Origin of the sequence: Streptomyces sp. NPDC050610, from assembly GCF_040654875.1 — a bacterium.
Classification (GTDB): domain Bacteria; phylum Actinomycetota; class Actinomycetes; order Streptomycetales; family Streptomycetaceae; genus Streptomyces.
In genome coordinates, this window is sequence record NZ_JBFAIV010000003.1 from 161,363 (window position 1) to 173,918 (window position 12,556).

The 12,556-nt window shown below is 72.5% G+C and carries 12 protein-coding genes; 4 read left to right on the forward strand and 8 right to left on the reverse strand.

Translation table 11 applies throughout. The annotated features are described in order from the left end of the window. The first annotated feature begins 23 nt into the window (after positions 1-23). Positions 24-1,751, forward strand: a complete 1,728-nt coding sequence (locus AB0I22_RS05085) for an ABC transporter ATP-binding protein (RefSeq protein WP_363129245.1) — start codon at positions 24-26, stop codon at positions 1,749-1,751. Beyond that, on the forward strand, positions 1,748-3,673 hold the full coding sequence (locus AB0I22_RS05090) for an ABC transporter ATP-binding protein (protein WP_363129246.1): 1,926 nt from the start codon (positions 1,748-1,750) through the stop codon (positions 3,671-3,673). The genes AB0I22_RS05085 and AB0I22_RS05090 overlap by 4 nt, the downstream gene beginning before the upstream one ends. Here AB0I22_RS05090 and pqqE read toward each other — a convergent pair. The 8 genes from pqqE to AB0I22_RS05130 all read right to left on the reverse strand — a co-directional run bounded on the left by pqqE (position 3,604) and on the right by AB0I22_RS05130 (position 10,100). Next, positions 3,604-4,737 (reverse strand): pyrroloquinoline quinone biosynthesis protein PqqE, encoded by a 1,134-nt coding sequence (gene pqqE, locus AB0I22_RS05095; protein ID WP_363129247.1) that lies wholly within the window; start codon positions 4,735-4,737, stop codon positions 3,604-3,606. The two genes, AB0I22_RS05090 and pqqE, sit on opposite strands and share 70 nt — an antisense overlap. Beyond that, positions 4,734-4,991, reverse strand: a complete 258-nt coding sequence (gene pqqD / locus AB0I22_RS05100) for a pyrroloquinoline quinone biosynthesis peptide chaperone PqqD (RefSeq protein ID WP_363129248.1) — start codon at positions 4,989-4,991, stop codon at positions 4,734-4,736. The genes pqqE and pqqD overlap by 4 nt, the downstream gene beginning before the upstream one ends. Next, positions 4,988-5,686, reverse strand: a complete 699-nt coding sequence (gene pqqC / locus AB0I22_RS05105) for a pyrroloquinoline-quinone synthase PqqC (RefSeq protein ID WP_363129446.1) — start codon at positions 5,684-5,686, stop codon at positions 4,988-4,990. Before pqqC ends, pqqD begins: the two co-directional genes overlap by 4 nt. 38 nt (positions 5,687-5,724) lie before the next feature. Further along, positions 5,725-6,618: a pyrroloquinoline quinone biosynthesis protein PqqB gene (pqqB, locus tag AB0I22_RS05110; protein WP_363129249.1), complete on the reverse strand. Its 894-nt coding sequence runs from the start codon at positions 6,616-6,618 to the stop codon at positions 5,725-5,727. Between the two features lie 11 nt (positions 6,619-6,629). Next, on the reverse strand, positions 6,630-6,779 hold the full coding sequence (gene pqqA, locus AB0I22_RS05115) for a pyrroloquinoline quinone precursor peptide PqqA (RefSeq protein ID WP_363129250.1): 150 nt from the start codon (positions 6,777-6,779) through the stop codon (positions 6,630-6,632). Positions 6,780-6,887: 108 nt separating this feature from the next. Then, positions 6,888-8,690 (reverse strand): discoidin domain-containing protein, encoded by a 1,803-nt coding sequence (locus AB0I22_RS05120; protein ID WP_363129251.1) that lies wholly within the window; start codon positions 8,688-8,690, stop codon positions 6,888-6,890. Then, entirely contained in the window at positions 8,687-9,925 is a 1,239-nt protein-coding gene (locus tag AB0I22_RS05125; protein ID WP_363129252.1) for a glycoside hydrolase family 88 protein, read from the reverse strand. Before AB0I22_RS05125 ends, AB0I22_RS05120 begins: the two co-directional genes overlap by 4 nt. A gap of 10 nt (positions 9,926-9,935) precedes the next feature. Next, positions 9,936-10,100, reverse strand: coding sequence for a hypothetical protein (locus tag AB0I22_RS05130; protein ID WP_363129253.1), 165 nt, complete (start codon positions 10,098-10,100; stop codon positions 9,936-9,938). 600 nt (positions 10,101-10,700) lie between these two features. Between AB0I22_RS05130 and AB0I22_RS05135 the strand changes: the two genes are divergently transcribed. Then, entirely contained in the window at positions 10,701-11,840 is a 1,140-nt protein-coding gene (locus AB0I22_RS05135; protein WP_363129254.1) for a PQQ-dependent sugar dehydrogenase, read from the forward strand. A gap of 128 nt (positions 11,841-11,968) precedes the next feature. Continuing rightward, positions 11,969-12,550, forward strand: a complete 582-nt coding sequence (locus AB0I22_RS05140) for a TetR family transcriptional regulator (protein WP_363129256.1) — start codon at positions 11,969-11,971, stop codon at positions 12,548-12,550. Positions 12,551-12,556: the final 6 nt, after the last annotated feature.

Sequence of the window (12,556 nt, forward strand, 5' to 3'; positions counted from 1 at the left end):
GGCTCGGTCCCTATTTACGGCCGGTGAGTGTGCCGGTGTCCGGGGCCGCCGCGGCCACGCTGGCCGCGCTGCTGTGCGGCCTCACCATCCCCTTGGTCACGCAGCGCATCATCGACGGACCGCTGAGCAACGGCCGGACCGGGCAGGCGGTTTGGCTGATTCTTCTCGTCGCGGCGCTCGGCGCCGCGGAGGCCGTCTGCTTCTACGGCCGCCGCAAGCTCATCGCGCGGCCCACCGCGCTGGTGGAGTCGCGCATGCGGGCCGACCTCTTCCGGCATCTGCTGCGGCTGCCGATCGGCTTCCACGAGCACTGGCAGTCGGGCCAGTTGCTGTCCCGGGCGGTCAACGACCTGGTCACGCTGCGGAAGTTCCTGGCCTTTGCCGCCGTCTTCCTGGTGGTCAACTCGCTGACCCTGCTGGTCGGGCTCGCGGTGCTGTTCTCCATCGACCCGTCGCTGGCCCTGGTGGGGCTGTGCAGTTTCGCTCCCCTGCTGCTGGTCTCCTTCTTCTTCGAGACCCGCTACAAGGTGGCGGCCCGTGAAGTCCAGGACCAGACGGGACATTTCACGACGATCGTCGAGGAGACGATGCTGGGCATCCGGGTGCTGCGCTCCTTCGGGCAGGGCAGGGCGCGCGCCCGCGTCTTCCGCGACCAGGCCCGGCTGCTTCGCCACAGCGAGATGCGGATCGTACGGATCATGGCCGCGCTCTCCACGGCGCTGCTGATCCTCCCCGAGCTCGGCATCGCCGGCCAGCTGGCCCTGGGCGGCACGGGCATCGCCCACGGCACCCTGACGCTGGGCGACCTCGTCGCCGCCGTCACCGTCAGCACGTATCTGCGCTGGCCCACCGAGTGCATCGGGTGGGCGCTCGCCGAGACGAGCACGGCCGCCGCGGCCTGCGACCGGTACTGGGAGATCCGCGACACCGAGCCGGACATCACCGACCCGCCGAAGCCGCGGCCCGCGGCCCGACCGGTGCGCGGCGCGCTGCGCTTCGAGAACGTGCACTTCCGGCAGGTCGGCGCGGACCGGCCCGTGCTGCGCGGCGTCGATCTGGAGATCCGGCCCGGCGAGACGCTCGCGCTGGTGGGCGCCACCGGCTCCGGCAAGACCACCCTGGCGGGGCTGGTGCCGCGGATGGCCGATGTGAGTTCCGGCCGGATCACCGTCGACGGCGTCGACATCCGCGAGCTGGCCCTCGCCGAACTGCGCACCATCGTCGGCTGCGCCTTCGAGGACCCGATGCTCTCCTCCCTCAGCATCCGCGACAACGTGGCGCTCGGCGCTCCGGACGCCACCGACGACGAGATCCGCGCCGCCCTGCGCACCGCGAGCGCCGAGGAGTTCGTCGACGCGCTCGGCCCGGACGGGCTGGGCACCCGCATCGGCGAGCAGGGGCTCTCGCTCTCCGGCGGCCAGCGGCAGCGCCTCGCGCTCGCCCGGGCCATCGTGGGCAGCCCCGCCCTGCTGGTCCTCGACGACCCGCTGTCGGCCCTGGACCTGCACACGGAGGCCGAGGTCGAGCGGGCGCTGCGCCGGGTGCTGCGGCACTCGACGGCCCTGGTCGTCGCGCACCGGCCCAACACCGCGCGGATGGCGGACCGCGTCGCCGTCCTCGCCGACGGCCGCATCGCGGCGCTGGGCACCCACCGCGAACTCCTGGACTCCAGCGCCCACTACCGCTCCCTGATGTCGGTCGCCCCGCTGCGGACGCCCGGCTCCCCCGACGGCGAGGTGATCAGCCGATGAGCGGCGGCGAGCAGACGGCGGAGGTCCTGGAGCCCGTACCCACCGCGGTCCCCGAGGCCACGGCGAGTACGGAGAGCACGGAGGCCGCCGAGGACGCGGCCGTACTCGACCGGGCCACCCACCGGCGGGTGCGCAAGCGCTCCCGCGTGCTCCTCTACTCCCTGCTGCGCCCCTGGCTGGGGCGCGTGATCATCGCGATGTCGGCGCTGATCGTCGAGAACGCGGCCCAGCTGATCGGCCCGCTGCTCATCGCGCAGGCCATCGACCACGGAATTCCGGAGGCGGTCGCCGGGGACTCCGCCACGCTGATGTGGTGCGTCGCGGGCTTCACCGGCTGCGGGGTGCTGGCGGCCGGGGCCCGGTTCGGGTTCTTCCGGCTGTCCGGCAGCATCGGCCAGTCGCTCCTGCTCGACCTGCGCACCCGCATCTTCCAGCACGCGCGCAGGCTGCCGGTCGCCTTCCACGAGTCGTACACCTCGGGGAAGGTCATCTCCCGGCTGACGTCCGACATCGACGCGGTGCGCGATCTCGTCGAGGGGAGCCTGGACGGGCTGCTGACCTCGCTGCTGACGGTGGCGGGCATCACCGTGCTGCTGCTCTGGCTGGACCTGCCGCTCGCCCTGATCGTGCTCGTCTCCATCGTGCCGCTGGTGATGATGACGCGCTGGTTCCGGGAGCGGTCCCAGCGCGCGTACCGCCGCGCCCGCAACACCGTCGCGGACATCATCACGCAGTTCGGCGAGACGATGAACGCCGTACGGGCGGTTCAGGCGTTCCGCGCGGAGCGCCGCAAGCACACCGCGATGAACGACCTCAACGAGGTCTTCCGGGACGCCCACAGCGAGGCGCTCAGCGTGGTGGCTCGCTATACGGCGGGAGTCCGGCTGGCGGGCAACATCGCGCTCGCCCTGGTACTGGCGCTCGGCTGCTGGCGGGTGAACAACGGGGCGCTGCCGCTGGGCATCCTCACGGCGTTCGTGCTCTATCTGCGCCGGTTCTACGACCCGCTGGACGAGCTGGCGACGTTCACCAACCTGTACGCGGCGGCCAGCGCGGCGCTGGAGAAGATCTCCGGCTTCCTCGCCACGCCGTCCTCGGTGCCGGAGCCGGCGGCCCCGGTGCCGCTCACACCCGGCCGCCCCGGCCGCGGGCAGCTGGTCTTCCGCGAGGTGGACTTCCGCTACCCGGCGGGCGGGCCGCTGGTCCTGCACCGCCTGGACCTGACCATCCCGGCCGGGCAGACGGTCGCCGTGGTGGGCGCGACGGGCGCGGGCAAGTCCACCATCGGCAAGCTCGCGGCCCGCTTCTACGATCCGTCGAGCGGCCAGGTGCTGCTGGACGGCGTCGATCTGCGGGAGGTCGCCGACGCGGAGCTGCGCCGCGAGCTGACGCTGGTGACGCAGGAGAACTTCCTGTTCACCGGCTCGATCGCGGAGAACATCGCGCTGGCGCGGCCCGGTGCGAGCCGGGCCGAGATCCGGGCGGCGGCGGAGGCGATCGGCGCCGACGCGTTCATCTCGGGGCTGCCCGAGGGGTACGACACGGAGGTCCGCAAGCGGGGCAACCGGCTCTCGGCGGGCCAGCGGCAGATGGTGGCGCTCACCCGCGCGTTCCTCGCCGATCCGACCGTGCTGCTGCTGGACGAGGCGACGTCGAGCCTGGACATCCCGACGGAGCTGACGGTGCAGCGGGCGCTGGGCGCGCTGCTCGCCGACCGCACCGCGGTGATCATCGCGCACCGGCTGTCCACGGTCCTGGCCGCCGACCGGGTGCTGGTCCTGGAGCGGGGCCGCGTCGTGGAGGACGGCACCCCCCGCGAACTGGCCGTCGCGGGCGGGCCGTTCGGGCTCCTCTACGCCCGGTGGTCGGCGTCGCTCGGCGAGGACGCGGGCCGGGCGGGGCCGGCCCCCGGTCCGCGGTAGACGAAGCCGGGCACGGGCCCGGCCCCGCCGCCCGGCGCGTCGTCGACGAGGGCGCGTACGAGGCGGTGGTCGGGGGACAGCGCGCAGGCCGGGTCCGTACGGGCGGCGTCCCCGGTCAGCGCGTACGCCTGGCAGCGGCAGCCGCCGAAGTCCTCGGTGCGGCGGGCGCAGGTACGGCACGGGTCCCGCATCCAGTCCGTGCCGCGGTAGGCGTTGAACGCCTTGGAGCGGTTCCAGATCCACTCCAGCGAGTGGTCGCGGAGGCTGGGCGGATCGAGGCCGGGCAGGGTGGCGGCGACCGGGCAGGGCAGCACGGTGCCGTCGGGCGCGATGGTGAGGGAGCGCGCGCCCCAGCCGCCCATGCACGGCTTCGGCTCGCCGTCGAAGTAGTCGGGCACGACCCACACCAGCTCCGGGCCGCCCGCCCAGCGGCGGCGCTCCACGGTCTGCCGCGCGCGGTCGAGCTGGTCGCGGGTGGGCAGCAGCGCGGCCCGGTTCTCCAGTGCCCAGCCGTAGAACTGGGTGTTGGCCAGCTCGATCCGGTCGGCGCCCCAGGCCGCGGCCAGGTCGATGAGGTCACCGACGGCGTCGAGGTTGGCGCGGTGCAGCACCACGTTGAGGCCGAGGGGCAGCCCCGCGGCCCGTACGAGGGCGGCGGCCCGATCCTTGTCGGCGAAGGACCTGCGGCCGCCGATGCGGTCGTTGGCCGCCGCGTCGGAGTGCTGTACGGACAGTTGCACGCTGCGCAGCCCGGCGGCCTTCAGGGCGGCGAGGCGAGTGGCGGTGAGGCCGACGCCGCTGGTGACGAGCTGCGTGTAGACGCCGGCGGCTTCGGCGGCGTCGACGATCTCCGCCAGGTCGGCGCGGAGCAGCGGCTCGCCGCCGGAGAGGTGGGTCTGCACCACCCCGAGAGCGCCGGCCTGGCGCATCGCGCTCCGCCACTGCTCGGTGGACAACTCGGCTGATTTTCGGGTGAGTTCGCGGGGGTTGGAGCAGTACGGGCAGTGCAGCGGGCAGCCGTGGGTCAGCTCGGCGAGCAGCGCCCAGGGGCGCGGGACGGTCATCGCAGCCAGCCCTCCCCGCGCACCCGGTCGAGGAAGCGCGGGGCCTCTGCGGCCACGGGCGCGCCGGGGTAGCGCGCCGCCAGCTCCTCGACGATCGCGGACACGTCGCGGTCGCCGTCGCACAGCCGGAGGATCTCCGCGGCCGTGCCGCGGAGCACCACCACCCGCTCGGGCAGGAGCAGGAGTTCCGCGTCGCGCACCGCGTCGTGCCGCAGCACGGCCGCCGGGACGAGGGCGGGCCGCCAGTCGTTCACGCCGGGGGCTCCTCGTCGCCGTCCGCGTGGTCCACCGCGTCCAGCAGGGACCACAGCACGTCGCATTTGAAGGCGAGCGCCGCCACCGCCCGGTCCTGCTGTTCCTCCGTACGGGCCCATTCCAGGACGAGGTGCAGCGCCTCCTTGCTGTCGCGGCCGCCCTGTCCGACGCGGGTGCGGAAGTATTCGAGCCCGTCGGCCTCGATCCAGGGGTAGTGCCGTTCGAAGGCGTCGATGCGGGTGCGCATGATGTCCGGCGCGGACAGTTCGGTGAGCGAGGCGGCGACGGCCTCCAGCGGGGAGCGCAGCCGGCAGAAGTTGACGTAGCCGTCCACGGCGAGCCGCACGCCAGGCAACACCGCATCCGTGTCGAGCAGTTGATCGCGCTTCAGACCGGCCGCCTCGCCGAGCCGCAGCCAGCGTTCGATGCCGCCCTCGCCGTCGGCGCCGCCGTCGTGGTCCTGGATGCGCCGCACCCACATGCGGCGCAGCTCGGGACTGTCGAACTTGGCCGTGATCAGGGCGTCCTTGACGGGGATGCAGCGCTGGTAGTGGAAGCGGTTGCGAATCCAGCGGCGCAGCTCGGGCGGGGTCAGTTCGCCGTCGTGCATACGGCGGTTGAAGGAGTGCCGGTCGTGGTAGCGCCGCGCCACGACGTCGCGCAGCCGCTCTTCCAGTGCGCTCGTGCCTTTCAGGGCGCTTGCTTCCTTCGGCGTGCTCGCAGTCGGCGTGCTCACAGTTCGATCACCATTCCGTCGGCGGCCACCTCGATGCCCCATTCCGCCAGGATCTTGTACTCCTCGGCGGCCGGATCACCCAGGGGGTTGGTGTTGTTGAGGTGGGTGTAGAGGCAGCGAGCGCCGAGCCTGCGCAGGAGACGGGCCGTGCCGCCCGGCCCGTCGATCGGCAGGTGGCCCATGCCGGTCGAGGTACGCTCGGTGAATCCGGCCCGCCGGGGCTCCTCGTCGTCCCAGAAGGTGCCGTCGACGATCACGCAGTCGGCCTCGGCGGCGGCCCGCTGGAGGGCGTCGGGCCAGGCGGCGAGCGCCGGGGCGTAGACGAGGGTGCCGCCCGTCGAGCGGTCGGCCAGCCGCAGCGCGACCACCCAGTCGTCGGCGGCCGCGTCGTCGGCGGCGTAGCGCGGCCTCTTGGCGGCCACCGGAATGGCGCTGATCTCCAACGGGCCGCCCTCGACCAGCGGTTGGGGACTGTACGACAGCGGCCGCCAGGTGATTCCGGTGTACGGGCCGAGGATGTCGCCCAGCCGCAGCCGGTCCAGCAGCGCGCCCCGCACTGGCCCGGTGGCCAGTACGTCCAGGGCGCGGGCCTCGCGCAGCCGGGCGATGCCGAGGGTGTGGTCCAGCTCGGCGTCGGTGAGCACGATGCCCGCGACGGGGGTGTCGCGGGGGCCGGGTCCGGGGTGGAGTTCGGGGTGCGATTCGATCTGGTCGCCGATGTCGGGGGTGGCGTTGACGAGGTACCAGCGGGCGTCGTCGGCCCGTACGGCGAGGGAGGCGTGGCGGCGGACGCGCTGCGGACGGCGGCGTGCCCCGGAGCATCCGGGGCACGCGCAGTTCCACTGGGGCAGCCCGCCGCCCGCCGCGGTGCCGAGCACGCGCAGCAGCATGGCGGGGGCGCTCAGCGAGCGGACAGGGAGTAGGCGGTGACTTCGAGTCCGGTCTCGATGACGTCGTAGTCCGGGGTGGTCCAGACGGTGTGGCCGGCGCCGGCGGCAGTGTCCGTGCGGGTGGGGGCGGCGGGGGCCGTCTGGTCCTGGTGGTCGTTCATGGGCTGTGCCTGCCTTTCAATGGGGGGAATTCAAGGTTCGATGGTCGGTCGTCGGTCAGGTCGGGAATCCCGCACGCCCGTACAGGCCGGGCGGCCGTGCGCGGCGCGTCATGGACTGGCCTCCTTCCGGTGTCCGGCGGCGGGCGTGGCGTAGGCGGTGCCCAGCCATGCCTCGTCGACGCGCAGGCGCTGGTAGCGGGTCTTGTCGGAGGCCGCGGCGTGGGTGCTGAGGACCTCCAGCCGGATGTGCCGTGCGATGGTCGCGGGGAGGTCGATGAAGGCGACCGCCCGGTGGCTGGGCAGGGTGCCGCTCTTGATCGGACTCCCCCAGTTCCGGCCGTCCTCGCTCGCGTACACGCGGTAGTCCTTGATCCGCGCGGACTGCTCGGTGGCGGAACGGGCGTAACTCACCGAGTCCTCGCGCTGGTTGAGGGCGAGGTAGCGCACGGTCCGGTCCGCGCCGAGGTCGAAGCGGAGCGAGACCGGGAGGGTGTTCGCGCTGTCCCAGTAGGTGCGGTAGTCGCCGTCGGCCGCCGCCGCGGGCGCGTGGCCGCTCGCCGCGGCGTCGGCGCTCATCCGGTACGAGGCGGGCGGCAGGATGCCCGTACGGCCGGCGGTCCGCACCTGGAAGACGGTGTCGTACGGGTCCCAGCCGCCGGTGCGGCGGAGGGTGAGCGCGCCGCCGGACTGGGTGAAGGGCACGGGCTCGCCGGTGCGCAGGTCGCTCACGGCCGCCACCCGGTAGCCGTTGTCGCGGACGCGCAGGGCGTCGCCCTTCGGGGGCGTGAGGACGTGCACGTAATGCCGGTCGGGGTCGGCCTTGCTGACGGTCGTGACGCCGTACGCGCCGTCGTTCCACTGCCCCGGCTGGAGGCCGCCGTGCAGGTAGCCGCCGCCCTCGGTGCCGTGCAGGGACGGCCAGATCGCGTCGAGGTAGCCGTCGGCGAAGTCGTTGAACGCCTCCTGTTTCGCCGGGAAGCGCCCGTTGACCTGCGCCGTCTCCGCCATCAGCGCCTTGATGGAGGAGCCCGCGTTGGTGACGAGCCGGCCGAGGGTGAGCGCCCGGTCGACGGCGGGGTCGGTGCCGTCGTACCACCAGGCCCCCTTGGAGGGGAGCTTGAAGTCGGCCTCGATGAGCCGGGGGGCCGCGGTGTAGACGGCCTGGGGGTAGTCGTACGCCGGGGACATGCCGGTCTTCTGCTCATTGCTGATCATGTCCATGATCGGCGTGTCCTCGTTGTTGTTGCTGAGCGTGTAGTCCGGGCGCTCCTCACGGATCTGCCGGTAGAGGCCGTGGTCGAGCCAGTAGTCGTTGTCGTTGTCGATCCAGAACCCGCCGAGCCGGGGGTAACGGTCCATGACCTCATGGAAGTTGTCGTAGGAGTACTCCCCGAAGCCGTCCCGCTCCGTGAGGTCGATGTCGCGGCCCTTGTAGCGGGAGTACGCGGCCGAGTCGAGCCATTCGTGGCCGCCCTGGTCGTGCCACTGGGGATCGTCGGTCATATAGAGGATGACCTTGAGGCCCTTCGCCTCGGCCGCCGTGATCAGCTCGCCGAGGAAGTCCCGCTTCGTGCTGCACGAGCCGGGGATCTTCGACGGCCAGGCGCGGGCGTAGCCGAGGCGGCTGTGGAAGGTGGCGAGGACGAGGTACCGCGTGTGCAGTTTCTGGGCCTCGCGCACCCAGTACGCCGGGGACCAGCCGCCCTTGGTGACGTCGGACTCCCACCGCGCGCAGTCGGTGTGCTGCGGGTACGTGCGCTCGCCCCAGTGCAGGAAGAGGCCGGAGACCGAGCCGCGCAGGAACTCCTGGCGCGGGTGCTCCACTTCGGCGCGCGCCGCGCCGGGCAGGGCGAGCAGCCCGAGCAGCAGCGCGAGCGCCGCCGCGACCCTGGTGAACACTCTCCTGCTCATGCCGTCCCTCCCGGGCCGCCGTGCGCCGCTGCCGCCGCCGGGTGCCGTAGCTGCTCGTACATGATCAGGAAGGCCCCGAGTCCGTGGAAGTCGTTGGTCGCGCGCGGGCGTTTGACGTAGAAGCCGTAGTCGCCGACGTTGGTGCCCACCGAGATGCCGGACAGCTCGGTCCGCCCGTCGCCGCCGAGCGAGATCCGCTCCAGCACCCCCTGGAAGCCGCGCTCCGCGACATCCGCGTAGCCCGCGTCGAGGTAGCCCTGACGGGCGCCGCGCGCGAGGGCGAAGGTGAACATGCTCGAACAGGAGGTCTCGGTCCAGTTGTCGGACCGGCCCCCCTTGTCGACGACCTGGAACCAGCGTCCGGTGGCGGGGTCCTGGTACTTCTCCAGCCCGGCGGCGAGCCGCCGCAGGACGGTCAGGAGCCGCGCGCGCCGGGGGTGGTCCGCGGGGATGGCATCAAGGACGTCGACGGCCGCCATGGAGTACCAGCCGACGGCGCGGCACCAGCTCTCCGACGAGCGCCCGGTGTCCTCATCGGCCCAGCCCGCCGCCCCCGACTCGTCGTAGGCGTGCTTCAGCAGCCCGTTGGATTCCTGCAAGTGTCCGCCGTATACGGTCAGTTGCCGGGCCGCCTCGTCGTAGGCGTAGGCCCGGTCACCGAACTCGCGCGCGTACTCGACGAGGAAGGGGTTCACCATGTACACCCCGTCACCCCAGAGCTGGTGCGCCCTGCTGGCGGCCGTGGCGTGCCAGAACCCTCCGTCCGCGGTTCGCGGATAGCTGTCGAGCCGCTTGCGGATCTTCTGTGCGGCGATCCGGTAGCGGTCCTGGCCCGTCTCGTGGTGCAGGACGACCAGCAGCCGCCCGGCCTGCATGCTGTCCAGGCTGTTGAACCCCTGGCCGATCTTTCCCGCGCTGTCGACGAACCGGTCCACGTACTCCTTGATGTACGAGAGATAGCGGGGCTCGTGCGTGCGCCGGTAGACGAGGTACTGGCCGTAGAGGTAGAGCCCCACGGGGTACGACCAGCCGCCGATGGTGTCCGGGGTGTAGCGCGCGACGGTCGAGTCCACGACCGCTGAGGACCAGTCGGCGGGGGCGCGCGGAGTCGCCGCTTCGACGGCCGGGGCGGGGTGCGCCGGACGGGCGAGGGCGTCGGCGCCGGCGGCCGGCGCGGCGAGCGTCACCAGGGCCAGCGCGGCGGCGGTCAGGGCGCAGCGGAGTCTGCTGCTCATGGCGGCGGCGCTACCGGGGACTCGGCACGGGGGCGGGGACCGACCGCACGAGCGCGGGTGAGGTCCGTACGAGCATGGGTGAGGTCCGTACGAGCATGGACGACGTCCGTACGAGCATGGACGACGTCCGTACGAGCACGCGTGACGTCTGTACGGGCGCGGGGGCTGCGTTCATCGGGAGGGGCCTGCCTTCCGGGTCGGGGGCGGTCAGCGGCGCGGGGTCCGTACGTCCGCGCGCGGACACGGGGCGTCGAGCCCGCAGCACAAGGCGCTCTCCCCCGAACCGCCTCCTGGCCGACGGGCGTTGGGCGACGGCCGCCGTCCGTCGCGTTCCCTTCCGATGCAGAATCGCGAGTCGACAGGACACGGTCAAGAGGGCCGAGCACATTGGTCCGATCTATCGCGAGCCGGCAGCGGAACAGCAGGCTCGGCGGAGAGCGGCAAACAGCCGCTGAGGACCCACCAGCGACCCTTTCCCCACTCGGCGGGCGATACGGGGCGATGCCTCGCGCCGGGCGAAAATTCCAGACCACCGGCGCCCGCGAACGCGCCGGATAGAGACCTCCTACCTTCCACTCCCTTGACCTGGGCACGACAGAGTTGTACGTTCCCGCCGAACCGCCGAACCAGAAGGAAACCTTCCAATCACTCGACCTCCACTGGTGTCCGGCCTCCCCCGGCCTCGCAGCCGCACCAGCGCGCAACCTCCCGCACCGGCAACGACGGCCGCGCCGATCCCGAGGCGCGGGCCGCGCTTCCCCATCGGAGATCCCCCATGCGCACACGAACCGGAGCCGCCCGCCACGCCCTGACGGCCTCCGCCGCCGCGACGGCGCTGGCAGCCGGCCTGCTGCTGGCGACCGCCGACCCCGGCGGCGCGGCCGAGCCCCGTACCGCCGGGCCCGCCGCGGCCGGCCCGCGAACAGCGGCTGACACCTCCGACTCCGCCCCCGGCGGCGTCAAGACCGTCTCCTCCGACTGGACGATCCCCTGGGGCCTGAGCTGGCTCCCCGACGGCTCGGCCCTGATCACCGAGCGCGACTCCTTCAAGGTCTTCACGCTCACGCGGTCGGGCGCCAAGAAGCAGGTCGGCAAGGTCCCCGAGGCCGTGGCCACCGGCGGCGAGGGCGGCCTCCTCGGGGCGGCCGTCTCGCCGAACTGGAAGAGCGACCACCACGTCTTCTTCATGCACACCGCGGCGGAGGGCAACCGCGTCGCGCGCATGACGTTCGACGGGTCCAAGCTCAGCGACTACAAGGTGCTCGTCAAGGGCATCAAGAAGAACAGGTTCCACAACGGCGGACGGCTGAAGTTCGGCCCGGACGGCTATCTCTACGCGACCGCGGGCGACGCCCAGACATCCGACCTCGCACAGGACAAGTCCGCGCTCAACGGCAAGATCCTGCGCATGACCACCGACGGCGACCCCGCCCCCGGCAACCCGTTCGGCACCCTCGTCTACTCCTACGGCCACCGCAATCCGCAGGGCCTCACCTGGGACCCGCAAGGGCGGCTCTGGGAAGCCGAGTTGGGCGACGCCAAGTTCGACGAGCTCAACCTCATCGAGCCCGGCAAGAACTACGGCTGGCCCAAGTGCGAGGGCCAGTGCTCCACTTCGGGCATGACCAACCCCAAGCGCCAATGGAAGGTCGGCGAGGCGTCCCCGAGCGGCGTCGCCTACGCCGACGGCGCGCTGTACATGGCGGCCCTCAAGGGCCAGCGCCTGTGGCGCATCCCGGTCGACGGCACGGACGCGGGCACCCCGAAGGCGTACTACACCAAGAGCTACGGGCGGCTGCGCACCGTCGAGACGGTGCCCGGCGAGAACACCCTGTGGCTCTCCACCACCAACGCCGACCTCAACGGCCACCAGCCGGCCGGTTCGGACAAGGTCTTCCAGGTCGAGCTGAAGTGACCGAACCCCAGTGACCAAACGTCCGTACACGACGGTTGTCCCCCGGCGCAGGACGCAGGGGAGCGGCCGGCCGGGCCACCCACCCATTTTCTTGACTGACCGTTCTCGATACTCCTAGAGTTCCCGATGTGGCCAGGACCAAGGAATTCGATCCGGACGCCGCGCTGCAGTCGGCCGTGGAGCTGTTCTGGCGGCGCGGCTACGAGGCGACGTCGATGGCGGACCTCGTCGAGCACCTCGGCATCGCGCGGGCGAGCATCTACGCCACCTTCGGCGGCAAGCGCGAGCTGTACCTGAAGGCGCTCGAACGGTACGGGGAGCAGCAGACCCCGCCCATGGTCGAGGCGCTGTCCCAGCCGGGGCCGGCCCTGCCGGCCGTGCGGGCGCTGGTGCGGCGCTTCGCGGACGAGTCCGCCCGCGACGAGTTGCGGCGCGGCTGCTTCGTCGCCAATACGGCCGTGGAGCTGGCGCCGCACGACACGGCGGCGGCCCGCCGGGTCGAGGCCAACTGGAACAGCATGGAGACCGCGCTCACCTCGGCGCTGCTGCGCGCCAGGGCGCAGCGGGAGCTCGCGGCCGACCGGGACCCGGCGGCGCTCGCCCGGATGCTGCTCGTACTGCTCCAGGGCATGCGGGTGGTCGGCAAGTCGGGCAGCGAGCCGGCCCGGCTGCGGGACGCGGCGCGGCAGGCCCTGTCACTGCTGGACTGAGAACAC